This is a genomic window from Apilactobacillus micheneri (genome assembly GCF_002993975.1).
Classification (GTDB): Bacteria; Bacillota; Bacilli; order Lactobacillales; family Lactobacillaceae; genus Apilactobacillus; species Apilactobacillus micheneri.
Window position 1 is genome coordinate 169,041 of the sequence record NZ_POSO01000004.1, and the last position, 25,948, is coordinate 194,988.

A 25,948-nucleotide genomic window follows, 5' to 3' on the forward strand; every position below is an offset into this window, starting at 1 on the left:
AATATGCACAATCAAAAACAAGTTTGATAAACAAAAAAGGATTCCAAAAGGAATCCTTTTTTGTTTATATTATATTAAATGACTACATCATGCCGCCCATACCTGGTTGTGGTGTATTATTACCACCATCATTTTCGCTAGGCATATCAGCAACTACTGCTTCTGTAGTTAACAACAATGCAGAAACCGAGGCTGCATTTTGTAATGCTGATCTAGATACTTTGGTTGGATCAACAACCCCAGCCTTAATCATATCCTCATATTTACCAGTTGCTGCGTTATATCCTACACCCTTATCTTTATCTTTTAGGTGTTCAACAACAACTGAACCATCAACACCAGCATTATGAGCAATTTGTCTTACTGGAGCTTCCAATGCACTCAAAACAATATTAACACCAGTTTGTTCATCACCGTCAGCTTCAATAGAACTGATATCTCTTAAAACATTGATAAATGCAGTTCCACCACCAGGGACAAAACCTTCTTCAACAGCAGCTCTAGTGGAATTTAGAGCATCTTCAATTCTGTATTTACGTTCTTTTAGTTCAGTTTCAGTAGCAGCTCCTACACGGATTACTGCAACTCCACCAGCCAACTTAGCTAGACGTTCTCTTAATTTATCACGATCAAAATCAGATGTAGTAGCATCCATTTGGTTTTTAATTTCAGTTACACGTTTAGCAATTTGGTCTTTGTCACCAGAACCTTGGACAATGGTTGTATTGTCCTTAGTGACGTTCACCTTATTTGATTGACCTAATTGATCAATTTTCACATCTTTTAAATTAATCCCTAAGTCATCAGTTAGAAGTGTTGCACCAGTTAAAGTAGCAATATCTTGTAGTTGATCTTTTCTACGATCACCAAAACCAGGAGCTTTAACGGCAACAACGTTAAATGTTCCACGCATCTTGTTTAATACAAGTGTTGGCAAAGCTTCACCACCAATATCATCAGCAATAATCAATAATGAACGACCTTGTTCAACAACTGCTTGTAATACCGGTAAGATTTCTTGAATGTTATTAATCTTTTTATCAGTTACTAAAATATATGGATTATCTAAATCAGCTTCCATTTTTTCGTTATCAGTAACCATATATTGAGACATGTATCCGCGATCAAATTGCATTCCTTCAACAACATCCATAGTAGTGTTAACACCACGAGAATCTTCAACAGTAATAACTCCATCATTACCTACTTTTTCCATAGCATCAGCAATTAGATTACCAACTTCAGGGTTATCTGCAGAAATTGAAGCAATTTGAGCAATATCATTCTTATTTTTAACTTCATGTGACATGCTATGTAACTTATCTACAGCAACCTTAGTAGCTTTTTCAATTCCACGACGAATGCCAACTGGATTAGCACCAGCAGTAACGTTCTTCATCCCTTCATTAACAATTGCTTGAGTTAAAACAGTAGCAGTAGTAGTACCATCACCAGCAATATCATCAGTCTTTGAAGCAACTTCAGAAACTAATTTAGCTCCCATGTTTTCAAAATGATTTTGTAAATCAATTGATTTAGCAATGGTTACACCATCATTAGTAATGTTAGGATTACCAGCTGATTCTTCCAAAACAACATTACGACCCTTTGGTCCTAAAGTTGTTTTTACAGTATTGGCTAATTTATCAACACCTCTTAGCATTGAATTTCTAGCATCTTCAGAAAATTTTACTTCTTTAGCCATAAATACTTCACCTCATTAAATTTTTAATAATTCATTTTTATTAATCAATAATCGCAACAATGTCCTTATCATGCAAAATTAAGTAAGATTCACCATTATAGTCAACTGAAGTTCCAGAATATTTATCAAATAGTACTTTATCTCCAGCTTTAACAGATGGTTCTAATGTTTTGCCATTATCTAGAATACGTCCAGATCCAACAGCAATAACTTTTCCAGTTTGTGGTTTTTCTTTAGCATTATTAGCTAAAACAATGCCACCAACCGTCTTTTCTTCTTCATTTTGTGTTTCAATAACAACACGATCACCTAATGGTTTTAACATTGTTACTATCCCTCCAATTAACATTTAATAACCGTTAGCACTTAATATAAAAGAGTGCTAATTACAATTATTAATATATTATTTTTTATGATTAAATGCAAGAAAGATGCTTAATAAAAAAGTACCTTCATAATTTATGAAAGTACTTAGAAATTAGTATTTATTTTTAATTATCATAATGTTCAATAAAGTAAATAAGTGTCTGTAATTCATTTGTTAAATCTACGTTTTGTACTCTGACATTTTTAGGAGCTGACAATCTTTTAGAAGTGAAATTCATAATTCCCTTAGCTCCACCAGCAATCGCTTGATCACAAATTTTTTGAGCTACTCCTGTTGGAACTGTTAAAATAACAACTTCAATTTGTTGTTCACTTAATTGTTTTTCAAGATCATTAACATCATATACTGGTACACCACTTTGAACAGTATTAATCATATTATCATGAATATCAAATGCTGCAGAAATTCTCACATTACTATCTTTGTGAAAATTAAAATGCAATAATGCTTGGCCTAAGTTACCTAATCCTACCAATGCTGCATTTGTTAAATGATCTTGATTTAAAATCTTTTTAAAGAAATCTAATAAGTCATCAACATCGTATCCATAGCCACGTTTACCAAGGGCACCGAAATAAGAAAGATCTCTTCTAATTGTTGCTGAATCAACTTGAACTGCATCGGCAAAAGTACTTGAAGAAATACGCTTAACTTTCGCACCATGCAATCCACTAAGATATCGATAATACATAGGCAATCTTTTTGCTGTTGCCCTAGGAATTTTCATGTCCATTGCCTCCTCTTGAGTTTTACACATAACGAACTATAATTTTAACACAAAAATATTGATTGTGAAATACTTTTCAATCTTTTATAGTTGTATAATTTTAATAATATATACGTTATGTGCTAAAATGACTAGTATTGTTATATTTATAATCACTTACAGGAGGTGAATAGTTTGATTATTTTACAAGCTAATAAGTTAACAAAACGTTTTGGTGGAGAAGATCTTTTCACAAATGTAAATATGAGCATTCCAGAAAATGGTAAAGTTGGCTTAGTTGGTCGTAACGGTGCTGGTAAATCAACATTAGTAAAGATGATTTTAGGTAAAGAATCGATTGATGAAGGAAACGTTACAACTAAAAATGGCTTAACAATTGGGTATTTGGCCCAAAATACTGGCTTAAGGTCAAAAAGAACTATTATAGAAGAAATGGAATCTGTTTTTAAAGAGCTACGTGAATTAGAAACAAAAATACACGAATATGAACAAAAAATGGCTGATCCTAAAGTCATTGATAACCCTGAAAAGCTAGCAGAGATTAGTAAAGTATATGATAAATTACAGGCAACTTTTTTAGCCAAAAATGGCTTTGGATATGAAGCAGAGATTAGGTCAGTACTTGCGGGATTTGGTTTTAAAAAAGACTCATATAATAAAAAGATTAATGAATTATCTGGTGGTCAACAAACTCAATTAGCTATGGCTAAATTATTATTGGAAAAAAGAGACTTATTAATTCTTGATGAACCTACTAATCATATTGACGTTAAAACTATATCTTGGTTAGAAAATTACATTAAGGGATATCCAGGAGCATTATTAATCATTTCACATGATCGCTACTTTATGGATAAAATTGTAAACGAAGTTTATGATTTAAATCATGGACATTTAGATGCATATAAAGGTGATTATTCTTCTTTCGTCAAACAAAAACAGGAAAATTATCAAATTCAACTTAAAAATTTTGAAAAACAACAAAAGAAAATTCATAAAATGGAAGATTTTGTTAAGAAAAATATTGTAAGAGCATCTACAACCAAACGAGCACAAGCTCGTCGTAAACAATTAGAAAAAATGGAGCGTATTGATGCCCCTGAAAATGAAGAAAAAGCCGCTAAATTTTCATTTTCACCTTACAAGCAAAGTGGAAATGTAGTTTTAAAAGTTAGTGATCTTACAATTGGATATAATAATCAAAAAATAAGCAATAATATAAATTTGGATATAAAAAAACATCAGGCAGTTGCATTAATTGGACCTAATGGTGTTGGAAAATCCACTTTATTAAAAACTATAATTAAACAAATACCAAAAATAACTGGAAAAATTAATATTGGTACTGGTGTACAAATTGGTTATTATGATCAGCACCAAGAAAAACTACATTACAAAAAAACTGTTTTAGATGAAATATGGGACGATTACCCTACCCAAACTGAACAACATATTAGATCAATTTTAGGTAGCTTTTTATTTTCAGGTAATGATGTTGATAAAGTTGTAAGTACCCTTTCTGGTGGAGAAAAGGCTCGCTTGTTATTAACTAAACTAGCAATGCACCACGATAATTTTCTTATTTTGGATGAACCTACTAATCATCTCGATATTGATAGCCGAGAGGTTTTAGAAAATGCTTTGAATTTATTTGACGGTACTATTCTATTTGTTTCTCATGACCGTTACTTTATTAATAAAATTGCAACTTCAATTATTGAACTAACAAATAATGGTTCTGAAGAATATTTAGGTAACTATGATTATTATGTAGAGAAAAAAGAAGAACAATTAGCCATTAAACAGCGTGAAGAAGCAAAAGAAGATAATAATAAAGAAGCTAATGTTCAATCTGATAATCAAAAACAATTCATAATCAACAAAAATCAACAAAAAGAAGAGCGTAAAATTAAAAGAATCATTGAAAAGATAGAAACCGATTTAGATAATTTAAATCAAAATAAAACAGATCTTGAGCAATCAATGGTTAAACCAGAAAACTTGCAAAATATTGATAAATTAAATGATTTACAAGCAAAATTAGATGATATCAATAAACAAATTACAGAAAAAGAAAATAAATGGGAAGAATATAGTCTTAAGATTGAATAAAAAAGGCATTTATCGAATTTACGATAATGCCTTTTTTATTTATCTTCTAACAAATCAAAGTCCAAGCTAGGATCTGCGTTTAAGTTAACACCTGCAAAAATATTCTTTTTAGCTAAAACATAACCTGCTGCACCAATCATCGCAGCATTATCACCACATAATTTTAATGGCACTTTTACCAATTGGGTGTTTGGAACATCATTAATTGCTTTATCTAAAGCAGATCTTAGTCCATGATTAGCAGCCACTCCGCCTGCTAATATAAGTTGATGAACCGGATATTTAGCTAATGCTCGCTTAGTTTTATACACTAATACATCAACAACTGCATCTTGAAAACTAGTTGCTAAATCATCCTTATTTAATTTTTCTTTTATCTGATCAGCATGATGTGTTGTATTTAAAAATGCACTTTTTAATCCACTAAAACTAAAGTCAAAGTTATCGTCTTTTTCCATAGCACGTGGAAAATCAAAAGTATCTTTTCCCTTTGATGCCATTTCATCAACTTTAGGTCCAGCAGGATAATTAATTCCTAAGACTCGGCCAACCTTATCATAAGCCTCACCAGCGGCATCATCTCTAGTTTCACCAATAATTTTAAATTCACCTTCTTCAGGCATTAAAACTAATTCTGTATGTCCACCAGAAACAACTAATGCTAATGCAGGATATTCAATTTTTTCTACATAACGACCAGCTAAAATATGACCCGCAATATGATTGACTGGGATTAATGGAATATCATGAGCCCAAGCAATTGTTTTAGCAGCAGTAACCCCAATTAATAAGGCACCTACTAATCCAGGACCATAAGTGACTGCAATTGCATCAATATCATCATAAGTTACATTTGCTTCTCTCATTGCATCATCAACACAAATAGTAATTTCTTCAATATGATGACGACTAGCCACTTCTGGTACCACTCCGCCAAAACGTTGATGACTTTTTATTTGTGTAGCAACAATATTTGATAAAATTTTATGACCATCTTCAATAATAGCCACACTAGTTTCATCACAACTAGATTCAAAAGACATTACTATATGTGGTTCCAAAAAAATACCTTCATTTCTATATTAAATTCCAAAATTATTAGGAATGGTTTCATACAAATTTAAGTCTAAAACCATATCCAATGCATCTTCGTTATCATCGTCATAATAATTTTTCTTTAAACCATTTTTCTTAAATCCCAAATCAGAATATAATCTTTGCGCTCTAACATTGCTTAAACGTACTTCTAAAGAAACGGTTTCATATTCTAATTGACGTGCTTTTTGGATAACCTTAGCGATTAAAAAGTACCCTAATCCACGATCTTGAAATTCAGATAAAACAGCAACATTAGATATATGGCAATCTTTTGCTTTATCATTCAAGGAACTACCGATAAAAGCAACAAGTTGATCGCGATATCTTACTAATAAATAGAATCGATCATCACGTGGACGTAATTCGGTCTCAAATACATCTGCTGTCCAAGGCGTTGCTCCATTATAAACTGATTTCTCTACTTTTATGATATCAGGAATGTCTGTAACCATTGCTTTTGCAACATAATATTTATGATCATTGATCTCAACATTATGATTTTTAACTTTTAAACATTCCCTTTTAAAGGATTTATTAGTGTTAAGAAAAGTTTTTCGATACCAATTAATCAAATTTTTCAACATATGATGTTTCTTCTTCCTCAGGATTATTTTTCTTCCAATCTGCTTCTGCTTTAGTCAATCGTAAGTAATTAGGTACAAAACTATGGATATCTTTAATTGGAGCTTGTTTTTGTCCATAAATACCTAATTTAGCTGCTTGAGGTAAATTATCAAATTGATCTAACAATTTGAGATTATCACCATAATTTTCGCTAAGTTTATCTAAAAAGTTTTCGGTCTCCCCAACCGCATAAATATTGGAATCAACACTTCCAACCAGTGATAACCACTTATCAAAATCAGTATGTTGATCATTAATAATTGCTTTAGGCATCCCATTTTCAATTTTATATAGTCCTGTAAAGACATTGTTATTTCTGGCATCGAAGATTGGCATAACTAAGCTACCTTCTAGTTGTACATTAAGAGCTAAAGTTAACAAACTAGAAACGCTTACTAAATCAATTCCTAAAGTATATGCTAAAGTTTTAGCAGTTGCTGTTGCGATACGAATTCCTGTATAAGAACCAGGACCATTAGCAACAACCACTCTCTGTAAATCTTTAGGTTTCATTCCAACTTTTTGAAACAATTCGTCAATAATTGGTAATAAATATTCAGCATGTTTTTGATGAACTGTAGTTGATTCTGTTGCTAAAACACGATCATAATCTAAAATAGCAACCGTTAATGGTCGATTAGATGTGTCCAAAGCCAATACTTTCATTTAATCTTCGATCCCCTTGATTTTATATTATTTTAAAATTACAAACTAAATTATAACAAAAAAATAGACATCTCCATAAAAAAATGAAAACGTCTATTAATTTAATCAGTCATTTTGCCAAATGATATCGGCAACTGTACAATGCTTATCCCCACTCATAATTTCATGTTTAGTTAAAATATTACCACTTTCTAACTTTTCCATATTGTAATGACTTTCAATATCAGTACCATATTTAACTTCATTTTCATATCTTAAGTCAAAATGAACGGGTGAATGGGTAGTTAAAAACTCTGAAGGTAATACATTAATCATCCAGTCCATATAATGAGCATTATTGACATGCTTATTTGAATCAATATCAGTATATCTGACACTAAATCGACGATGATTAGAATTATCTAAGTCCACTTTAAGTGGTTTCATTAATTTTGGCACTTTGTTCACTTTTTCAGCACCAAATGGAGTAACTATCTCACTAGGAATTGAGGCAATTCTTCTAGCTTCATAATTCATAACTGCCCATAGTCCTGTCATGTGAACCAAAAGATCACCATTTTCATCTTTAATTTTGAATTCACGATAGGCAAAATATTTATTATATGATTTGGATTTAGTAGTTACAGTGATTTCTTCATCCACAGTTGGCATCCGATTAATATCAACATTATATTGAATAACAATCCAAGTAACACCGAATTTTCTAACAAAATCAGCACCAACTCCAAGATAATCACTGTGGTCTTCAGAAGCTAATATAATAACGTCTAACATCATTGCTAAAGTCATTCTTTTAGTAAAATCAGCTTCATAATAAGTAACTCGATGTTTTTCACTATATTCTGTAGGCTCCATAGTTAAACCTCAATTCTTAATTTCATGATATATATTATAAACTTCTTGCTTTCTAACTTCGTGGATTTTAGCAACTTTTTTAATTGCAGCATTAGGTTTCATATCATGATTAATAAAATGGTCAACTTGTTCCGAAATAGATAATACTGATAAAGCATCTTCCTCAACGTTATCAGGATTATTATTACCATCAATAATAATAACAAATTCACCGCGTATTTGATTATTACTTGCCCAATTAATTAATTCTTCAATACTTCCACGAGTAAATTCTTCAAATTTTTTAGTTAATTCACGGCAAAGAACTACTTTTCTATCAACACCCATAACCTTTTTAATATTTTTTAGCGTTTTAAGTAAACGATGGGGTGCTTCATAAATTATTAACGACTCTTTATGATTATTTAAATTTTCTAATTCACTAATTTGATCACTATTTTTTCGTTTTAAAAATCCATAAAAATAAAATGGTTGTGGGTTTAATCCAGAAGCTATTAATGCAGTAATTCCAGCATTAGCACCAGGCAATGGTACAACACTAATATCATTTTCCACACAAGCAGAAACTAATTCATGTCCTGGATCACTAATTGATGGCATTCCAGCATCGCTAACTTGAGCAATTGAAATACCAGAATTTAGTTCTTCAATTAATTCAGGAATACGACGTTCTTTGTTATCTTCTCTAAAGCTAATTTTTTTGCTTTCAATTTCAAAATGATTTAATAACTGTTGTGTATGACTAGGATTTTCAGCTGCAATAATATCAACTGATTTCAATATCTTAATCGCCCTAAATGTCATATCATCCAAGTTTCCAATTGGTGTCGGAACTAAATAAAGTTTACCTTTATCATTGTTTCCAGTAAAACTATGTTGAATATTCAATTTAATCCTCCATAAAACTATCTATTTAAAATTTCGTTGCAGAAGATACAGCTTTCATTATCTTCACGATGAGTCCCATAAAATTGATTACATACATGAAAGCCTTCATTGTAAAGTTTTTCTAAATTTTTACGTGATTTAGACAAGCGGGGTTCTTTAATACTTTCAACGTTTTTATCATCAATTTTTTGTTCTTCTATAAATTCATGGAGATGTTGATTTTCAATTTTTAATTCCGCGTTTTCTTCTAACACTTCAGCTAAACCCTCTCTTAATTCAGAAAATTTAGTTAGCATTAATTGAGTTTGTGCTTCCATATTTTTGAATCCATCATATAATTCACGTTTATCCAATTAAAATCCACTCCATTTTTTAAATTAATTATCGGTTTAAAATGTTCATAATCTTCAGTGTTATCGATTCTAATATATTTTGAAAACTAACATTAATTGATATTTGTTTGTTACACCCTAAAATGATTTTTAAAATTTGAACTAAGGTTTTAGATGAAATTTTATTAGCAAGTAATTCTATATTTTTTTCGTTATTTGGAAAGCTAAATTGACCCAGTTTTAAATATTTATAGTTTAATACATCTTCAAAAATGGCAATCATCATATTAATAACCGGTGCTCTATGATCTTTGTCAATTACTAATGGCATGAAATTAGATTGAATGGTAACAAATGCTTCTGCATCATTATTTACGATTAAATCAAACCAATTTCCAACTGAATTTTGCATTTTACTTAGCCAATCATCCTCTTGCCAAACTTTTACCATTTCAGTACTGTTAGTTAATTTATTAACTAAATGCAATTGGCTTTTGAGAATACCCATCTTACTTAACTTGTCTTCAAAAGAATCGGTATCCAAATGTTGTAACTCAATAACTTGAGTTCTAGAAATAATTGTAGGTAAAATCAAATTCATATTAGTAGTTAGTAGAAATGAAAAAATATTGTTACCAGGTTCTTCAATAAATTTCAAAAGACTATTAGCAGCTCCACTAGTCATTTTTTCTGCATCTTGAATAATGAATACCTTTTTGTTTCCTTCAAGACCACTTTTAGAAAATTCATCTTTTAAATATCTAACCTGATCAACTTTTATACTTTGACCATCAGGCTTTATAATAACAACGTCTGGATGTTGCTGTTCAGTAATACGCCGACATTCATTACATTGTCCACAAGGATAGCCATTTTTACGATTAGGGCAAAAAATTCCCATCGTAATAAACAAAGCAAGAGCTAACTTACCAACTCCAGATTCGCCATTAAATAGATATGAATGAGATAATTCATTTCTTGTAATAACCTTAATAAAGTTTTCAGATAGACGAGGTTGTTTACTAGTTACTTCATTAATTACGTTGTTTTCATTCATTAAATTACCTCAATTAGAAATGATAAAGATTATCCATTGGCATTTCCATAACAATAGATCCACCAACTTCAATTTTAACGGGGTAAGAAGCATCAGATACTCCACCGTCTAAATTAACTGGAGGGGTCATATATTGTTCGCGCTTTCTAGAAACTTTCTTAATCAAATCCAGAACTTCTTGTACTCTTTCATCTTTTATTCCAATCATAAAAGTAGTATTACCAGACTTTAAAAAACCACCAGTGGTGGATAACTTAGTTTGTTGAATATTATTTTTTACGAATTGAGATTGAAGTTTATTAGCATCTTTATTTTGAATAATTACAATTAATAATTTCATTATAGTTCACTCCTTAAAATTGTTGTTACATAAATTCATTAACATGTTTTTTCATAATACTTAAAACATCACTATAAACATCTGCTATTGGCTTAGTAGCATCAACAACTTTTACCCGACCAGGATTATCATGAACAATGTCTTGATAAGCTTTATGAACACGCTTATGAAAATCGACTGTCTCAACATCCAATCGATCAATATCATTAGCATTGCGATTCTTAGCAATTCTTTTTAATCCAACTTCAACTGGAATATCAAAATAAATTGTTAAGTCCGGTAAGAATCCTTCAGTAGCAAATTGATTCATATCATAAACTAGTTGTTCACCAATTTTACGACCACCGCCTTGATAAGCAATCGAACTATCTAAAAAGCGATCACATATTACTAACTTATTTTCGCTCAAAGCAGGTTTGACTGTTTGGACAATATTTTGTCTTCTAGAGGCTGCATATAATAATGCTTCAGTTCTAGAGTCCATTTTAGTATTTTCACGATCTAAAATCACATTTCTAATACTTTCAGCAATGTGATTACCACCAGGTTCACGACTGGTAACTAATTTAGATCCCAATTTAAGTTGTAAATTATCTAATAATTTATTTAGTACAGTCGTTTTACCTGCACCATCAGGACCCTCAAAAGTAACAAATTTACCTGCCATATTAATTCACTCACTTTTTTTATTTATGTAACAATTGTACTTTAATTTTTACTTTTCAACAAATGAAAAAAAGTGTCAAAATCTGAAAAAGACTTTAACACTTTTTTATTTAATAATCTATTACTGAAGATTGAATTCTATTGTTATGAACATTACGTTCTCTTGCTTCTCGGTATAAAAATAAATACTTGGCTTTAGATAATTGAGTTTGAGCGATAATTTCTTCATCAATTTCTGAAACTGCTCTTTCAGTTTCTTGAGCCTTATCCCATTGATCTTTTGCTCGATCAATAGAATCTAATAGAAATTCATCATATTGTGCACCCACATTTTTAAAATTTTTTCTAAAACCTAACATTTTTAACACCTCTATATTTCAGTTCTACCAGAAACCGCTCTAGACAAAGTCATTTCATCAGCATACTCAATATCACTGCCAACCGATAGTCCATGTGCTAATCTAGTAACTTTAATTCCAGCTGGCTTGATTAACCTGGAAAGATACATAGCTGTAGCTTCACCCTCAGGCGTAGCATTAGTTGCAATGATTACTTCTTTAATATTGGAATTAGTCTGTAATCGTTTAATTAAAGATTTAATGTTCAAATCTTCTGGCCCAGTACCTTCAATTGGAGAAAGAACTCCACCAAGTACATGGTATAAGCCATGATAGCTTTTCATTTTTTCCATAACCATAATATCTTTAGGCTGTTCTACAACCAATACAATATTTTGGTCACGACTTTTATCCTTACAAATAACACATGGATCTTCTTCAGTTAGATTTCCACATATAGAACAATATCTTAATTTATCTTTAGTTTCTTTCAAAGCAGATGAAAACTTGGAAACATCATCAGCATTCATATCTACTACAAAATAAGCTAATCTAATCGCTGTTTTATGCCCAATTCCAGGTAAGCGCATAAAACTATCGATTAGCTTAGCAACTGGTTCAGGATATTGCATAATATACCTTCTTTATAAAATTACATCCCAGGAATTCCCTTAGTGTATTTACCTAATGAATCTTGAGTTTCTTTATCAATTTGTGATAGTGCATCATTAACCGCACTAATTACTAAATCAGACATCATGTCTGGATCATCTGGATCAATAGCTTCTGGCTTAATTTGCATATCTTTCATTTTACGATCACCAGAAAAAACTACCTTAACCATATCTTCAGGAGCCTTACCAGTAAATTCTTTACTATTGATTTGTTCTTGTTCAGCACCCATTTGTTTTTGCATTTGTTTAACTTGTTTCATCATCTTTCCCATGTTCATACCATTCATCATAAGTCTTATATCTCCTTAATCATTTTTTAAATTGATAATATCATCACCAAACATATCTTTGGCTTTTTTCACAATCTCTGAATCATCTGGATTGTTCTCAACATTATTATCATGTTTTTCTTCATTTTTTTCAATAGTAGAATGTTCTGAATCATTATTATTTTCGGATTCTTCATGATTATTTTTTCGATTAACTAAATAATCTTTTCTAATTTCTGGCCATCTATCACTTGGCACAAATACAATTTTAGGAACATAACCTAAAATACGATCCATTCCATTTTCTAATGCATCACTAAGTTCAGTGTCTGAATTAGCTTTTTGGAATAAGAAAGGATATTCAAAAGAAACAATTACACCATTGCTACTTGCAGCAACTGGCTTAGAAACATGCATCATCGCACGTTGCGTAACATCCAATGATTGTAATAATTCATCCCAAATATTTTGCAAATTATTTAAGTTTTCACGAGTAGCATTATCCAACACTGGATAAACTTTACTTAAGTTGACTCTTGCTCCCTTATTAGAAGTTTTTGCTTTAGGTTTATTAATTGTTTCAGCACTTTGATTAGATACCGTTTGTTGCTCACTTATTGGTTGCTTACTTCTTCCACTGTTTAATTGATTGATCTGATCATTTAATGAAGAAACTTGCTCATTTAAATGTTGAATTTGTTGCTTTAATTTTGAATTATCATCACTAGATTCATTTTTAACATCATAATTATTAGATAATTTAACAGTTAAAACATCTAAATATACATCCGGATGCATTGTATAGCGCATCTGTGATTGAACATCATTTAACTGGTTTATCATTTTATAAACTATTTGATCATTAATTTGTTTAGATAAACTTTTAAAATCATCATCAATAATTCCTAACTCAGCGGATTCAACCATTTCAGGAGATTGTTGATACAATAGAATATCTTGACAATAATTGATTAAGTCTTCGATAAATCTGCTAGCATCTTTGCCCTCTTTTAAAATGTCTTGAACATTCATTAATGCTGATTTGACATCATGTTGAATAACACAATACAAATATTTAGTCATGACTGTTTTAGTCACACTTCCAGTAACCTGTAATGCATTTTCATAAGTCACATGATCAGAACCAAATGATAAAACCTGGTCTAAAATACTTAAAGCATCACGCATACCACCCTCAGCTGACTTAGCGATTACCTTTAAAGCCTTATCATCATAGTCCATATTTTTTTGTTTTAAAATAAATTCCATTCTATCTAAAATATCTTTAGAAGTAATCCTTCTAAAATCAAATCTTTGAACTCTTGAAATAATGGTAGCTGGAATCTTTTGTGGTTCAGTTGTAGCTAAAATAAAGATAACATGTGCAGGTGGTTCTTCTAATGTTTTCAGTAAAGCATTGAAAGCACCTGTTGATAGCATATGAACTTCATCAATAATATAAACTTTATATTCAGCTTCTGTTGGTGCATATTTAGCCTTATCACGTACTTCTCTAATCTCTTCAACCCCATTATTTGAGGCAGCATCAATTTCGATTACATCGTTTAAAGTTCCATTAGTAATGCTTTTACAAATATCACATTCATTGCAAGGCTCACCATTTTGTTTATTGGGACAATTAATAGCTTTAGCTAAAATTTTAGCAGCCGAAGTTTTTCCAGTTCCACGAGGTCCCGCAAATAAATAAGCATGACTTAATTGATTAGTAATGATTGCATTTTTTAAAGTAGTAGTAATAACATCCTGACCAATTACGTCATCAAAACGTTGCGGACGCCAAACACGGTATAAAGCTTGATAGCTCATGAAAAACTCCCTTTCAAATGTTAAATATTAATTATATTATATATGCTATTTAACAATTATGCTATTGCATACATAAACTAAAAAATTATTTGGAGTAAAAAAAAGCTCCTAGCCATCAATTGACTAAGAGTTTAATTACATAAAAAACAAGAAGCACAAGCGTAGAATACTTAGTGCTGCTTCCTCTCGGATCTGACACGGTTCGTAAACACAACTTTGCTTCAAGGTCTTTCGACATAAATAATACTAACTGATTTATTATTATTTATCAAGACTATTGTTTAATTTTTTTAATAACTTTTTACGCTTTCTAGCTTTCTTAAAAAAAGTTTTCATTGCATAACTAGCTTGATCAGCTAAAATACCTTTTTCTACATTCACATGATGATTAAATCTTTGATCATCAAATATATGATAAAGGCTTTCAGATACTCCAGCTTTATAATCAGGTGCTCCATAGTATAAATTTTTAATTCTAGAATTTATTATCGCTCCTGCGCACATTAAACATGGTTCAATTGTTACATATAAATCACAATTTTCTAATCGCCAACTTTTTAAATAACGACAGGCATCATCAATTGCAATAATTTCAGCATGATCAAGAGCATTATTGCTATGTTCCCTTAAATTATGACCACGACCAATAATATTATTATCTTTAACGACAACTGCACCTATGGGAACTTCATTAATCAAGCTAGCTTTTTTAGCTTCATATAAAGCTTCTTTCATAAAATATTCATTCATAATAAATTAACCTTCAAAAGTACTTTCTAAAATGTAATATCCCTTGTCTTTACGAATGATTTTACAATTTCCAAACAATGAATTCATTAATTTTTTAGCCGATGGTGCCCCTTGTTTTTTTTGCAAAACCACTGTTAGCGTACCATTTTTCACTAAATGCTCTAAAGAACCTGAAATCATATCATTTACAACCTTTTTACCGGCTCTAACGGGCGGATTAGTTAAAATAGCAGCAAATCTATCTTTAACATCCTCATAAATATCTGAATTATGAATTTTAACATTTTTAACTGAATTTTGTTCGGCATTTTTTTGAGCTAAAGATAAAGCTAAATTATTCACATCTACCATTTCAAAAATACGATTTGGATAGTTTTTAGCTAACGCAATCCCCATTGGTCCATATCCGCAACCTAAATCTAGAATATTACCAGCTGGTATTTTATCCATATTTATATTTTTAACTAAGGTTGATGATCCATAATCAACTGTTCTTTTTGAAAAAACACCATTATCAGTAGTAAATTTCAAATCATTTCCCAACAATTCATATTTCCATGTGTGGAGTTCATGGACAACATCTGGGTTAGGTGTATAATAGTACTCGTTCATTTTTATATCACTCACTTCTAAAAAAATATTTATAAAATTTTTTAAAATCAATAAAGCACTATACTTGGTATGTTTAGAAATTTTTCAATACTAAATATGGTGTTTTTATGTTTGATTTTTTAATTTTCTGGTGTAGAATTTATATATAAATTAATCCGATGGACGGAAATAAAAAAATAAATTAACAACTAGAAAGGATCATTATATCATGGAAAAAGTTACCGTATATTCAAAAAATAACTGTATGCAATGCAAAATGACTAAACGTTTCTTAGGAGAACATAATATTGAATTTGTTGAAAAAAATATCAATGAACAACCAGAATATGTTGACTACCTAAAAGAAAAAGGTTTTATGTCATTACCTGTAGTTGAAGCTGAAGGTATGAATGCTATTTCAGGCTTTAGACCAGATCAATTAAGTCAATTAGCATAGTTGTTAATAAATACATTATATTATAAAATTTAATTTTTGGCGAAACCGCTAATGGTCTCGCCATATTTTATCTAATAATCAAAAAATTATGAAAGAGTGGTTGTAAATGTCATTAAAGGACCTAAAAGATGTTACTTATTATGATTTAAATAACGAAATTAACATCCCTAAAGATGGTAAGATCCAATTGAATAAAGATAAAGAAGCTTTGGATGCTTTTCTTAAAGAAAATGTAGAACCTAACTTAAAAAAGTTTTCTTCATTAAAAGAACGTTTTGATTATTTAATTAAAAACCAATATATTGAAAAAGATTTCGTAGATAAATATGATTTCAAATTTATTGAAAAAATATATCAATACTTAAAAGAACAAAACTTCCACTTTAAATCTTTTATGGCTGCATATAAATTTTACGCTCAATATGCTTTAAAAACTAATGATGGTGAATATTATCTTGAACAATTTATTGATCGTGTAGCAATGAATGCACTCCTATTTGCTGATGGAAATGAAGAATTAGCTTTAGATTTAGCAAATGAAATTGTCCATCAAAGATACCAACCAGCCACTCCTTCATTTTTAAATGCTGGTAGAAAACGTCGTGGTGAATTTGTATCATGTTTCTTAATTCAACCTACTGATAACATGAACACAATAGGAAGAACTATTAACTCTGCCCTACAATTGTCTAGAATTGGTGGTGGAGTTGGAATTAATCTTTCAAATCTACGTGCCGCTGGTGATCCGATTAAACATATCGAAGGCGCTGCTTCTGGTGTAGTACCTGTTATGAAACTATTAGAAGATAGTTTTTCATATTCTAATCAATTAGGACAAAGACAAGGTGCTGGTGCTGTTTATCTAAGTGTATTTCATCCCGATATTATTTCTTTCTTATCTGCTAAGAAAGAAAATGCTGATGAAAAAATTCGTGTTAAAACTTTATCATTAGGAATTACAGTTCCAGATAAATTTTATGAATTGGCTAAAAATGATGAAGATATGTACCTATTTAGCCCATATGATGTGGAAAGAATATATGGCGAACCTTTCTCATACGTCGATATTACAAAAGAATATGACAATATGGTCGCAAATGATGAAATCAAAAAGACAAAAGTTGAAGCTCGTGATATTGAAACTGAAATTAGTAAATTACAACAAGAATCAGGTTACCCTTACATCATGAATATTGATACCGCTAATCGCGCTAATCCAATCGATGGAAAAATTGTGATGAGTAATTTATGTTCAGAAATTATGCAAGTACAACAACCATCAACTGTTGATAATAAACAAGATTATATTGAAAAAGGTACCGATGTTTCATGTAATTTAGGATCAACAAATATTGTCAATTTAATGGATAGTCCTGATTTTGGTAAATCAGTTGATTCTATGGTTAGAGCATTAACATTTGTAACTGATCATTCAGATATTGATGTTGTACCTTCTATTCAACGTGGAAATGAATTGTCACATAGTATTGGTCTAGGTGGTATGGGGCTACACAGTTTCTTAGCTAAAAATCAAATTGAATATGGTTCAGATGAATCTGTTGAATTTACTAATGTTTACTTTATGTTACTTAACTATTGGACTTTAGTTGCTTCTAATAAAATTGCTAGAGAAAGAAAAGAAACTTTCAGCAATTTTGAAAATAGTAAATATGCTGATGGATCATACTTCAATAAATACACTAATAAATATTGGGGTCCAAAATCAGATAAAATTAAATCTATCTTTAAAAATGTCTTTGTTCCAAATGAAGATGATTGGAATGAATTAAAACAAGATGTTATGAAAGATGGTATCTATCATCAAAATAGATTAGCAGTTGCTCCTAATGGTTCTATTTCATACATTAATGATTCAACAGCTAGTCTTCACCCTATTATTAGTAAGGTTGAAGAAAGATATGAATCTAAGACTGGTAAAATCTATTACCCTGCTCCATACTTATCTAATGAAACATTAAAATATTACAAATCAGCATATGATATTGATATGCGTAAAGTAATCAATATTTACGCAGCTGCACAAGAACATGTCGATCAAAGTTTAAGTCTTACTCTATTTATGCGCTCAACTATTCCTGAAGGACTATATGAATGGAAAGATGGCCGTACTGATAAGATGACAACTCGTGATTTAAATATTTTAAGAAATTATGCACATGCAATGGGTATAAAATCATTGTATTATGTAAGAACATACACTGATGATAACCAAGAAGTTGGTGTTAATGAGTGTGAAAGTTGCTCAATCTAATTAAGTAAGGAGCTAAGTAAGATGGATAATTATAAAGCAATCAATTGGAATGCTGTTAGTGATCAAATTGATAAAGCAACTTGGGAAAAATTAACTGAACAATTTTGGTTAGATACCCGTATTCCTTTATCAAATGATTTAGCTGACTGGCGTACTTTAGATGATGACCACAAATGGTTAGTTGGACACGTATTTGGTGGTTTAACTTTGTTGGATACCCTTCAATCACAAGATGGAATGGCAGCTCTGAGAAAGGATATTGTGACTCCTCACGAAACTGCTGTTTTAAATAATATTCAATTTATGGAATCTGTCCATGCTAAAAGTTATTCTTCAATTTTTTCAACATTAAATACTCCCGAAGAAATTAATGAAATTTTTGACTGGAGTGACTCTGAAGAATTCTTACAAAATAAAGCCAAGAAAATCTATAATTTATACCATGATGATGGTAATACACTAAAGAAAAAAATCTCTAGTGTATTTCTAGAAACATTCTTATTCTATTCCGGATTCTATACACCATTATGGTATCTAGGTCATAATAAGCTACCTAATGTTGCTGAAATTATTAAATTAATTCTTCGTGATGAATCTGTTCATGGAACTTATATTGGATACAAATTCCAAATTGGTTTTAACAAATTAGGTAAAAATGAACAACAAGATTTAAAAGATTGGATGTATAATTTCTTATACGACTTATATGAAAATGAAGAAAAATACACTCACTTGTTATATGATCAAGTTGGCTGGACAGACGATGTATTAGCATTCATTCGTTACAATGCTAACAAGGCATTAATGAATTTAGGTCAAGATCCATTGTTCCCTGATACTAGTGAAGATGTTGACCCAATTGTTATGAACGGAATTTCAACTTCTACTGCTAATCATGACTTCTTCTCACAAGTTGGTAATGGTTATCGTTTAGGTAAAGTTGAAGCAATGAAAAAAGACGATTATAAGATTTGGTACCCTAAACATTAAAATGACTAAATTAAAATGATGTATTCAGATTAAAATGAATACATCATTTTTTGTTACAAAAAAATGCTCTAAACGATCTATTCAATCATTTAGAGCATTTATTTTATATTATTTAAAATATTTCTTAAAGAAACTTGGCTTCTTATTGGTATCAATATGTTCATTTACTAATATAAGTAATTGAAGCATTGTAAATACTAATGAATTACCTCGACGATAAGAAATATATTTAGGTGCCCACTCTTGTACATATTTTTCTTTATAAGAACGAAGACCTTGGAAACTATAGAAAGCAGTTCCATATTTATAAATCAAATTAGAAATTTTTTCATCAATGAAGCTATATTTAGATTCCCCAACATTAGATAGTGGAGCCATTCCTAAATTAAAAGATTTATATCCTTGATCTTTAACGTGATTAAATAAGTTAATGAAAATACCATCCATTATACCTGAAGGTGCATCATTACTTGATCTCATTAAATCAATTGATGTCATCTCATGATCACCAGTTGGCATAATATTAGCAAAAGCAACAATTTTATTATTTTTGTCTTTCATAATAGCAATCGGTGCCTGACTTAAATAATATTTATCAAAATAACCTAATGAAAAACCTTTCTCAGGATTTCCTTTTAACCATTGATCAGATACTACTTTTAATTCTTTAATAAACTCATTTGAAAATGGTGGTCGAATGATTTCAAATTTATATTCGTCACGATCAAATTTGTTCATTAGAGCTCTTTCACCACGATGCTTTTTACCTGAAATGGAGAAGTCTTTTAATACAACATGCCCCTCTTCTCCAGCCTTAGTAAAACTAAAACCTTTTTCATGCAACAACATCGTTAGTTCTTCACCAATTTCATAAAATACTAATGAATATCCTAAATTATCACTATCATTTATAAATTGATCAACTGCATCGTCTAATTTATCCATATTACCAATAGGTTCACCCATAATGATAATTTTATTTGCACGACGCTTGTACATAAAGAATAACTGATCTTTACCATCTTCTTGATAGAAATAAATATCTTTATCTCTAACATATGCCAAATGGCTAACCTCATTACCTCCATACGCTTTAATTACATTAAAGACCCGATTAGAATCAAAAGGTTGATCTAACCATTGGGTTTTAGTATAAGATAAGTAACGATAAGTCAAAATTAGAATTAAACAAGCTAAAATTAGTCCTAAGAATCCAGCAAACCAAACCTGAGGTGATGGAAATAGATACGAATTAGCAAAATGAAATGGAAATTTAGTAAATTGAAAATTAGTAAATAAACCAATTAAACCATAGAAGATAAAAGCAAGACCAAAAATAACAAAATCTATTATGATATGTCCCCATGAATAAGTAAATTTTTCCCGATATAAGACGCCATAGCTTAACCATAGTGCAAATACTAATAACAATGATAAAATTACCATATTAGTAGGAAAATCTTCTTTCCAAAGAGTATTTCCAATAGAAATAGCTAATAAAATGGTTGTAGGCCAAAAAGCTTTTTTGACTTTAGATCCAAAACCTCTAGCAAAACCAATTAACAAGAAGGATACGATAATAGTTGTTAATTGATCTAAAAAGTAAAATGTATAAGGTTCTAAAGATAGATAAAATTTATTTACTAAAACTAAATTAGGAATAACTGCTACTAACAACATCATTATTCCAGAAAAATACATAAAAATAGTTATAAATATATGTGCAATTCTTTGTAAAATTACTTTGGGAATATCATCCAAAAATTCGTTGAACCTTTGCAACAAATCTGCGATAAAGAAAATAATCCCTAAAGCAACCGGCAGAATATAATAAAACGCTCTATATAATAATAGCCAAACTACTGCACTGCTAGGAGAAACTCCTAAAAACAATAATCCAGCCATCATTGTACTATCAAAGCTACCTATTCCTCCCGGTATTAAAGAAGCAACCCCGATTACATTGGCAACAATGAATACAGGGAAAACTGCCATAATATTAATAGATTGATGCATAAACAATCCAATAATCATGAAGAAAGATGCACAACCAAACCATTCTAATAATGAACCAATAACTAATCTTAATTCTAACTTTAGATTTAAATCTTTAAAGTAATCCAAATTTGTTTTTCTAGTAATTAAAAGTAATAATGGAAAGTATAAACCACCTAAGATCAATACTATCCACCACCACCAATCAAAAGAATTAGTGCCAAATCCAAAAGAAAACATCATTATTAAAGCTATCCAACAATAAGTTGAAAGACCTGCCAATAAAAATATAACTATTTTAGAAATGGCATATAAAATTTGTTTTTTGGTAGCGTTTTTACTATAAAAATTGGCTCTTAAACTTGCACCTAAAACACCACCAAAGCCAGCGATATTAGTAAGTGTATTGGTAATCCAACCGGTTTTAGCAATATATGTTTTCTTAAATTTTCCTGGTAAAAAATCAACAATTGTAAAATCATAAATTAACATTGGTAAGACTGCAATAAACCCTAATATCATCATTATAAATAGCGACATTGGTGTTTGTGTAGCAAAACTTTGTGCCATCTTATGTCCACTAATTTCTGATCCTTCAGAAATTCCAACATGAATAACAACACCTAAAACAAATATAACGAATAGTACTTTGACTATTGTCATGTGTCGATTTATCCAATCAGCACATCTTCGAAAAAAAGTTTTCAAATATATTTCCCCCATAATAATATTATTAATATTATTATCTCAATTTATAAACAAGTTAACAAGTTTTAACAAAAAAGACGCACAACAAATGTTGTACGTCTTTTTAAAAGAAAGTTATTACTTAAGAGTAACACTTGCGCCAACTTCTTCAAGTTTTGACTTGATGTCGTTAGCTTCGTCTTCTTTAGCGCCTTCTTTAATTACTGAAGGAGCACCATCAACTAGGTCTTTTGAGTCTTTTAGACCCTTACCAGTGATTTCACGAACTACCTTGATAGCCTTAACCTTTTGGTTACCTGGTTCAGTTAGTTCAACGTCGAATGAATCTTTAGCAGCGCCACCATCAGCAGCACCTGCAGCTGGTGCAGCAGCAGCAGCTGTAACGTCGAATTCTTCTTCAATTGCCTTAACTAAGTCGTTTAGGTCTGTGATTGAAGCTTCTTTAATTTGTTCAATAATATTGTCTTTATCAAAAGCCATTTTATTTTCCTCCAATTTGGATAGTTATAATTTTTATTTAGAAACTAAGCTGCGTCTCCATCATCTTTTTCGGCAACTGCTTTAACTGCAATAGCAAATTTACGAACAGGTGCTTGTAAGATGTTGGCAAGAGTAGAAATAGATTCTTCTCGACTTGGTAATGAAGCAAATTCTTCAATTTCGTCAAGACTAGCAACCTTATTTTCAAGAATTCCACCCTTAAGTTCAACAGCATCAGTATTATCAGCAAAATTCTTTAAAATTTTAGCTGGAGCAATAGGATCTTCATCAGAGAATGCTACGGCTGTAGGTCCCTTAAATAAATCACCTAATTCTTCGTATCCGGCTTCTTTAGAAGCACGAACAGCGATGTTATTCTTAATAACATTGAAAGCAACGTTTGAGTCACGTAATTGTTTACGTAAATCAGTAACTTCTTCAACGTTTAAACCACGATAGTTAATAATGATAGCAGAAGTAGCATTGTTAAATTTTTCAGTAACAGCTTCTACTCGTTTAGCTTTAGCATCAATAACTGCTTTCTTTGGCATTATTTCACCTCCCAAATTTTTTTGGGATTTAATAAAAAATCCCCATGCCTACCCAGACATAGAGAAACCGTTTTAAAGTCCTCGTCAGGATATTAAGGTATTAAATACCACCCGAGTCTTAGGTAGAAGTCATATTTAATTAGCAATAATAATTTACCACATAATAAAAATATGGTCAATAGGGATTTTTAAATTCCAAATTAATTACTTAACTTTAGAATGAGTCAAGATCAACTTTGACACCAGGGCCAAATGTAGTTGAAATTGATAAGTTAGTAATGTATGAACCTTTTACAGAAGCTGGACGATTCTTAACAATTAAATCTTCAATTGTCTTGAAGTTACCAACTAATTTGTCAGCATCAAATGATGACTTACCAATAATAACTGCAACGTTACCATCACGGTCAGTACGGTAAGTAACTTTACCTGATTTTGAATCAGAAACAGCTTTCTTAACGTCCATAGTAACTGTACCAGTCTTAGGGTTAGGCATTAAACCTTTTGGTCCAAGAACACGGCCTAAACGACCAACTTGAGCCATCATGTCTGGTGTTGCAATAGCAACATCAAAGTCTAGCCAACCATTTTGGATTTTTTCAGCTAAGTCAGCTTCACCAACAACGTCTGCGCCAGCTTCTTCAGCTTCTTTAGCCTTTTCACCCTTAGCAAATACAACAACTTTTTGGTCTTTACCTGTACCGTTTGGTAAGACAACAGCACCACGTAATTGTTGATCTGCTTGTTTTGTGTCAACGTCTAAATTAAATACAACTTCAACAGTTGCGTCAAATTTAGCAAAATCAATTTTTTTAACAAGTTCAACTGCTTCTTCAACTGAGTAAGATTTATTACGATCTACTTGTTTTAAAGCATCTTGATACTTTTTACCTCTTCTATTTTGAGCCATCTGTGTTTTCCTCCTTGCAATTGTGGTTGTAACGGATAAACCTCCCACATAACATCTGAATTAGTCAGGTGTTATGGTACTTACATGTTGAATATGAAATTAACCTTCAACAGTGAATCCCATACTACGAGCAGTACCTTCGATCATACGCATTGCGGCTTCAACATCAGCTGCGTTTAGATCTTTCATCTTAGTTTCGGCGATTTCCTTAACTTGATCACTAGTTACACTAGCAACCTTGTTAGAATTTGGTTCACCAGAACCATGTTCAACACCAGCAGCCTTCTTCAATAATACTGAAGCAGGTGGGGTTTTAGTAATGAAATCAAATGAACGATCTTCATATACAGAAATAACAACAGGAATTAACATGCCTGCTTGATCAGCAGTACGTGCATTGAATTCCTTAGTGAATCCCATAATGTTGATTCCAGCTTGACCCAATGCAGGTCCAACTGGAGGAGCAGGTGTTGCTTTACCCGCAGGAATTTGTAATTTAACTACGTTAGCTACTTTTTTAGCCACGAGACATACCTCCTTAAGTCCGTGTGTGGTAAAAATTGGAGATTAGATTTCTCCTCCCACAACAAGTATGCATAAACATACAAAATATAATATATCATGTTTAGATAATTTGTACAACCCTAAATTATCTGATTGGTTTTACTTGGTTGAAATCAAGTTCAGCAGTTGTTTCTCTACCAAACATATCAATATCAACTTTCAATTTACCTTTTTCTTCATCTTTTTCAACAATTTTACCAGTCAAGTTAGCAAAGGCACCATCAATGATTGTAATAGTATCGCCAACTTCAGCATCTAAATCTTGATGTTTCTTTTCTACACCTAATTGACTCAAAATGTAATCTACTTCATCTGGAAGTAATGGAGTTGGTTTACTACCTTGTCCATGTGAACCGATAAATCCAGTAACACCTGGGGTATTTCTTACGATATACCAAGCTTTATCTGTCATAACCATTTCAACTAAAACATATCCAGGGAATGTTTTATCCATTTTAACTTTATCAACACCATCTTTTACTTCGTGTTCTTCAGTTTCAGGAACTACTACTTGAAAAATATAGTCTTCCATTCCCATTGATTCTTTACGAGAATCCAAATTAGTTTTTACTTTGTTTTCATATCCAGAATAAGTATGAATTACATACCATTGTTTTTGTGTTGATTCCATTGAAATTTAGCTCCTTTTAATTTTTTCCAAACAAAAAAACTTCGCCTAAACGAAGTTCCACATTAATTACATAATATCATTTATTTTATTTTAATTAAATATTTAATTAAATAAATGTTAAACCTGATTGAATAGCCCAATCAATAATTGCAAAGAAAATTGCGAAAACAACTGACATTCCCACAACAGTTGAAGTATCAATTCTTGTTTGATGTTTATTTGGCCATACAACTAATTTCATTTCTGTGCCAACACTTTTAAAAAAGTTAATTAACTTCATTTGTAATTTCCCCCGTATTAAAATGTTTCTTTATGAATTGTTGATTTATTGCAGTTTTTACAATACTTTTTAATTTCTAAACGCTTAGTATGATCTTTCTTAACATTAGTTGTATAGTTTCTTGAACCACAAACTTCACATGCTAATGAAACCTTCTTTTGTGGCAAGGCATACCCTCCTAAACTGATAGATAAATAATATCA

Annotated in this window: 30 protein-coding genes, 1 other RNA gene and 1 other annotated feature; of the genes, 4 read left to right on the forward strand and 27 right to left on the reverse strand. The window is 30.9% G+C overall.

Features of this window, described 5'->3' with window-relative positions:
* Positions 1-82 precede the first annotated feature (82 nt).
* From groL to C7N41_RS06840, 3 genes are all read right to left on the reverse strand, one after another.
* The gene (gene groL, locus C7N41_RS06830; protein ID WP_105964941.1) at positions 83-1,705 is read right to left on the reverse strand and encodes a chaperonin GroEL; all 1,623 of its coding nucleotides are present in this window, start codon (positions 1,703-1,705) and stop codon (positions 83-85) included.
* A 40-nt stretch (positions 1,706-1,745) separates the two neighbouring features.
* Entirely contained in the window at positions 1,746-2,030 is a 285-nt protein-coding gene (gene groES, locus C7N41_RS06835; protein ID WP_105964942.1) for a co-chaperone GroES, read from the reverse strand.
* 166 nt (positions 2,031-2,196) lie between these two features.
* Positions 2,197-2,826 carry a redox-sensing transcriptional repressor Rex gene (locus C7N41_RS06840; protein WP_105964943.1) on the reverse strand — a complete coding sequence of 210 codons (630 nt, stop codon included), beginning with the start codon at positions 2,824-2,826 and terminating at the stop codon, positions 2,197-2,199.
* Positions 2,827-2,994: 168 nt separating this feature from the next.
* On the opposite strand from C7N41_RS06840, the gene C7N41_RS06845 reads away from it, so the two are divergent.
* Positions 2,995-4,932 carry an ABC transporter ATP-binding protein gene (locus C7N41_RS06845; RefSeq protein ID WP_225362886.1) on the forward strand — a complete coding sequence of 646 codons (1,938 nt, stop codon included), beginning with the start codon at positions 2,995-2,997 and terminating at the stop codon, positions 4,930-4,932.
* A gap of 35 nt (positions 4,933-4,967) precedes the next feature.
* Here C7N41_RS06845 and tsaD read toward each other — a convergent pair whose 3' ends face one another.
* From tsaD to C7N41_RS06925, 16 genes are all read right to left on the reverse strand, one after another.
* The gene (gene tsaD, locus C7N41_RS06850; RefSeq protein WP_105964998.1) at positions 4,968-5,975 is read right to left on the reverse strand and encodes a tRNA (adenosine(37)-N6)-threonylcarbamoyltransferase complex transferase subunit TsaD; all 1,008 of its coding nucleotides are present in this window, start codon (positions 5,973-5,975) and stop codon (positions 4,968-4,970) included.
* A 39-nt stretch (positions 5,976-6,014) separates the two neighbouring features.
* Positions 6,015-6,614, reverse strand: coding sequence for a ribosomal protein S18-alanine N-acetyltransferase (gene rimI / locus C7N41_RS06855; RefSeq protein WP_105964944.1), 600 nt, complete (start codon positions 6,612-6,614; stop codon positions 6,015-6,017).
* Positions 6,595-7,320: a tRNA (adenosine(37)-N6)-threonylcarbamoyltransferase complex dimerization subunit type 1 TsaB gene (gene tsaB / locus C7N41_RS06860; RefSeq protein ID WP_105964945.1), complete on the reverse strand. Its 726-nt coding sequence runs from the start codon at positions 7,318-7,320 to the stop codon at positions 6,595-6,597. Before tsaB ends, rimI begins: the two co-directional genes overlap by 20 nt.
* A gap of 105 nt (positions 7,321-7,425) precedes the next feature.
* Positions 7,426-8,175 carry an acyl-[acyl-carrier-protein] thioesterase gene (locus tag C7N41_RS06865; RefSeq protein ID WP_105964946.1) on the reverse strand — a complete coding sequence of 250 codons (750 nt, stop codon included), beginning with the start codon at positions 8,173-8,175 and terminating at the stop codon, positions 7,426-7,428.
* Positions 8,176-8,184: 9 nt separating this feature from the next.
* A complete protein-coding gene (gene rsmI, locus C7N41_RS06870) occupies positions 8,185-9,069 on the reverse strand; it encodes a 16S rRNA (cytidine(1402)-2'-O)-methyltransferase (RefSeq protein ID WP_167390239.1) in 885 nt (294 codons plus the stop codon).
* Positions 9,070-9,080: 11 nt separating this feature from the next.
* A complete protein-coding gene (locus tag C7N41_RS06875) occupies positions 9,081-9,416 on the reverse strand; it encodes a DNA replication initiation control protein YabA (RefSeq protein WP_105964947.1) in 336 nt (111 codons plus the stop codon).
* A gap of 28 nt (positions 9,417-9,444) precedes the next feature.
* Entirely contained in the window at positions 9,445-10,452 is a 1,008-nt protein-coding gene (holB, locus tag C7N41_RS06880) for a DNA polymerase III subunit delta' (protein WP_105964948.1), read from the reverse strand.
* 13 nt (positions 10,453-10,465) lie between these two features.
* Positions 10,466-10,792, reverse strand: coding sequence for a cyclic-di-AMP receptor (locus tag C7N41_RS06885; protein ID WP_105957051.1), 327 nt, complete (start codon positions 10,790-10,792; stop codon positions 10,466-10,468).
* Positions 10,793-10,817: 25 nt separating this feature from the next.
* Complete coding sequence (tmk, locus tag C7N41_RS06890) at positions 10,818-11,459, reverse strand: dTMP kinase (RefSeq protein WP_105964949.1); 642 nt, start codon at positions 11,457-11,459, stop codon at positions 10,818-10,820.
* A gap of 109 nt (positions 11,460-11,568) precedes the next feature.
* A complete protein-coding gene (locus C7N41_RS06895; protein WP_105964950.1) occupies positions 11,569-11,817 on the reverse strand; it encodes a YaaL family protein in 249 nt (82 codons plus the stop codon).
* 11 nt (positions 11,818-11,828) lie between these two features.
* Positions 11,829-12,428, reverse strand: a complete 600-nt coding sequence (gene recR, locus C7N41_RS06900) for a recombination mediator RecR (RefSeq protein WP_105964951.1) — start codon at positions 12,426-12,428, stop codon at positions 11,829-11,831.
* Between the two features lie 20 nt (positions 12,429-12,448).
* The gene (locus C7N41_RS06905) at positions 12,449-12,760 is read right to left on the reverse strand and encodes a YbaB/EbfC family nucleoid-associated protein (protein ID WP_105957047.1); all 312 of its coding nucleotides are present in this window, start codon (positions 12,758-12,760) and stop codon (positions 12,449-12,451) included.
* A 15-nt stretch (positions 12,761-12,775) separates the two neighbouring features.
* The gene (gene dnaX, locus C7N41_RS06910) at positions 12,776-14,566 is read right to left on the reverse strand and encodes a DNA polymerase III subunit gamma/tau (RefSeq protein ID WP_105964952.1); all 1,791 of its coding nucleotides are present in this window, start codon (positions 14,564-14,566) and stop codon (positions 12,776-12,778) included.
* A 137-nt stretch (positions 14,567-14,703) separates the two neighbouring features.
* Positions 14,704-14,799, reverse strand: an RNA gene (ffs, locus tag C7N41_RS06915) — signal recognition particle sRNA small type.
* Between the two features lie 28 nt (positions 14,800-14,827).
* Positions 14,828-15,316, reverse strand: a complete 489-nt coding sequence (tadA, locus tag C7N41_RS06920) for a tRNA adenosine(34) deaminase TadA (protein WP_105964953.1) — start codon at positions 15,314-15,316, stop codon at positions 14,828-14,830.
* Positions 15,317-15,322: 6 nt separating this feature from the next.
* A complete protein-coding gene (locus tag C7N41_RS06925) occupies positions 15,323-15,928 on the reverse strand; it encodes a class I SAM-dependent methyltransferase (protein ID WP_105964954.1) in 606 nt (201 codons plus the stop codon).
* Positions 15,929-16,136: 208 nt separating this feature from the next.
* Between C7N41_RS06925 and C7N41_RS06930 the strand changes: the two genes are divergently transcribed.
* From C7N41_RS06930 to nrdF, 3 genes are all read left to right on the forward strand, one after another.
* Entirely contained in the window at positions 16,137-16,364 is a 228-nt protein-coding gene (locus C7N41_RS06930) for a redoxin NrdH (protein ID WP_105964955.1), read from the forward strand.
* 106 nt (positions 16,365-16,470) lie between these two features.
* A complete protein-coding gene (gene nrdE, locus C7N41_RS06935) occupies positions 16,471-18,636 on the forward strand; it encodes a class 1b ribonucleoside-diphosphate reductase subunit alpha (protein ID WP_105964956.1) in 2,166 nt (721 codons plus the stop codon).
* Between the two features lie 21 nt (positions 18,637-18,657).
* Entirely contained in the window at positions 18,658-19,626 is a 969-nt protein-coding gene (gene nrdF, locus C7N41_RS06940) for a class 1b ribonucleoside-diphosphate reductase subunit beta (protein WP_105964957.1), read from the forward strand.
* 108 nt (positions 19,627-19,734) lie between these two features.
* On the opposite strand, the gene mprF is transcribed toward nrdF, so the two are convergent.
* From mprF to rpmG, 8 genes are all read right to left on the reverse strand, one after another.
* Positions 19,735-22,329 (reverse strand): bifunctional lysylphosphatidylglycerol flippase/synthetase MprF, encoded by a 2,595-nt coding sequence (mprF, locus tag C7N41_RS06945; protein ID WP_318530577.1) that lies wholly within the window; start codon positions 22,327-22,329, stop codon positions 19,735-19,737.
* 117 nt (positions 22,330-22,446) lie between these two features.
* Positions 22,447-22,809 (reverse strand): 50S ribosomal protein L7/L12, encoded by a 363-nt coding sequence (gene rplL / locus C7N41_RS06950; RefSeq protein WP_105964959.1) that lies wholly within the window; start codon positions 22,807-22,809, stop codon positions 22,447-22,449.
* A gap of 44 nt (positions 22,810-22,853) precedes the next feature.
* Entirely contained in the window at positions 22,854-23,360 is a 507-nt protein-coding gene (rplJ, locus tag C7N41_RS06955) for a 50S ribosomal protein L10 (RefSeq protein ID WP_105964960.1), read from the reverse strand.
* A 24-nt stretch (positions 23,361-23,384) separates the two neighbouring features.
* Positions 23,385-23,501 (reverse strand) — a sequence feature (ribosomal protein L10 leader region).
* 73 nt (positions 23,502-23,574) lie between these two features.
* Positions 23,575-24,270 (reverse strand): 50S ribosomal protein L1, encoded by a 696-nt coding sequence (gene rplA, locus C7N41_RS06960; protein WP_105964961.1) that lies wholly within the window; start codon positions 24,268-24,270, stop codon positions 23,575-23,577.
* Positions 24,271-24,369: 99 nt separating this feature from the next.
* Positions 24,370-24,795: a 50S ribosomal protein L11 gene (rplK, locus tag C7N41_RS06965; RefSeq protein ID WP_105964962.1), complete on the reverse strand. Its 426-nt coding sequence runs from the start codon at positions 24,793-24,795 to the stop codon at positions 24,370-24,372.
* A 124-nt stretch (positions 24,796-24,919) separates the two neighbouring features.
* Complete coding sequence (gene nusG / locus C7N41_RS06970) at positions 24,920-25,465, reverse strand: transcription termination/antitermination protein NusG (RefSeq protein ID WP_105964963.1); 546 nt, start codon at positions 25,463-25,465, stop codon at positions 24,920-24,922.
* Between the two features lie 106 nt (positions 25,466-25,571).
* Complete coding sequence (secE, locus tag C7N41_RS06975) at positions 25,572-25,745, reverse strand: preprotein translocase subunit SecE (protein ID WP_105964964.1); 174 nt, start codon at positions 25,743-25,745, stop codon at positions 25,572-25,574.
* Between the two features lie 17 nt (positions 25,746-25,762).
* Positions 25,763-25,912 (reverse strand): 50S ribosomal protein L33, encoded by a 150-nt coding sequence (rpmG, locus tag C7N41_RS06980; protein WP_105964965.1) that lies wholly within the window; start codon positions 25,910-25,912, stop codon positions 25,763-25,765.
* Positions 25,913-25,948: the final 36 nt, after the last annotated feature.

What these genes read in the sequence shown, in the direction of transcription:
- tsaD (WP_105964998.1), bottom strand. Translation starts at nt 5,975, where the DNA reads ATGTCTTTTGAATCTAGTTGTGATGAAACTAGTGTGGCTATTATTGAA.
- C7N41_RS06885 (WP_105957051.1), bottom strand. Translation starts at nt 10,792, where the DNA reads ATGAAATTATTAATTGTAATTATTCAAAATAAAGATGCTAATAAACTT.
- rplL (WP_105964959.1), bottom strand. Translation starts at nt 22,809, where the DNA reads ATGGCTTTTGATAAAGACAATATTATTGAACAAATTAAAGAAGCTTCA.
- tmk (WP_105964949.1), bottom strand. Translation starts at nt 11,459, where the DNA reads ATGGCAGGTAAATTTGTTACTTTTGAGGGTCCTGATGGTGCAGGTAAA.
- tadA (WP_105964953.1), bottom strand. Translation starts at nt 15,316, where the DNA reads ATGAATGAATATTTTATGAAAGAAGCTTTATATGAAGCTAAAAAAGCT.
- recR (WP_105964951.1), bottom strand. Translation starts at nt 12,428, where the DNA reads ATGCAATATCCTGAACCAGTTGCTAAGCTAATCGATAGTTTTATGCGC.
- groES (WP_105964942.1), bottom strand. Translation starts at nt 2,030, where the DNA reads ATGTTAAAACCATTAGGTGATCGTGTTGTTATTGAAACACAAAATGAA.
- C7N41_RS06930 (WP_105964955.1), top strand. Translation starts at nt 16,137, where the DNA reads ATGGAAAAAGTTACCGTATATTCAAAAAATAACTGTATGCAATGCAAA.
- rplJ (WP_105964960.1), bottom strand. Translation starts at nt 23,360, where the DNA reads ATGCCAAAGAAAGCAGTTATTGATGCTAAAGCTAAACGAGTAGAAGCT.
- rplA (WP_105964961.1), bottom strand. Translation starts at nt 24,270, where the DNA reads ATGGCTCAAAATAGAAGAGGTAAAAAGTATCAAGATGCTTTAAAACAA.
- C7N41_RS06840 (WP_105964943.1), bottom strand. Translation starts at nt 2,826, where the DNA reads ATGGACATGAAAATTCCTAGGGCAACAGCAAAAAGATTGCCTATGTAT.
- C7N41_RS06865 (WP_105964946.1), bottom strand. Translation starts at nt 8,175, where the DNA reads ATGGAGCCTACAGAATATAGTGAAAAACATCGAGTTACTTATTATGAA.
- dnaX (WP_105964952.1), bottom strand. Translation starts at nt 14,566, where the DNA reads ATGAGCTATCAAGCTTTATACCGTGTTTGGCGTCCGCAACGTTTTGAT.
- groL (WP_105964941.1), bottom strand. Translation starts at nt 1,705, where the DNA reads ATGGCTAAAGAAGTAAAATTTTCTGAAGATGCTAGAAATTCAATGCTA.
- tsaB (WP_105964945.1), bottom strand. Translation starts at nt 7,320, where the DNA reads ATGAAAGTATTGGCTTTGGACACATCTAATCGACCATTAACGGTTGCT.
- C7N41_RS06905 (WP_105957047.1), bottom strand. Translation starts at nt 12,760, where the DNA reads ATGATGAATGGTATGAACATGGGAAAGATGATGAAACAAGTTAAACAA.
- rimI (WP_105964944.1), bottom strand. Translation starts at nt 6,614, where the DNA reads ATGTTGAAAAATTTGATTAATTGGTATCGAAAAACTTTTCTTAACACT.
- nrdF (WP_105964957.1), top strand. Translation starts at nt 18,658, where the DNA reads ATGGATAATTATAAAGCAATCAATTGGAATGCTGTTAGTGATCAAATT.
- secE (WP_105964964.1), bottom strand. Translation starts at nt 25,745, where the DNA reads ATGAAGTTAATTAACTTTTTTAAAAGTGTTGGCACAGAAATGAAATTA.
- nusG (WP_105964963.1), bottom strand. Translation starts at nt 25,465, where the DNA reads ATGGAATCAACACAAAAACAATGGTATGTAATTCATACTTATTCTGGA.
- C7N41_RS06895 (WP_105964950.1), bottom strand. Translation starts at nt 11,817, where the DNA reads ATGTTAGGTTTTAGAAAAAATTTTAAAAATGTGGGTGCACAATATGAT.
- C7N41_RS06925 (WP_105964954.1), bottom strand. Translation starts at nt 15,928, where the DNA reads ATGAACGAGTACTATTATACACCTAACCCAGATGTTGTCCATGAACTC.
- holB (WP_105964948.1), bottom strand. Translation starts at nt 10,452, where the DNA reads ATGAATGAAAACAACGTAATTAATGAAGTAACTAGTAAACAACCTCGT.
- nrdE (WP_105964956.1), top strand. Translation starts at nt 16,471, where the DNA reads ATGTCATTAAAGGACCTAAAAGATGTTACTTATTATGATTTAAATAAC.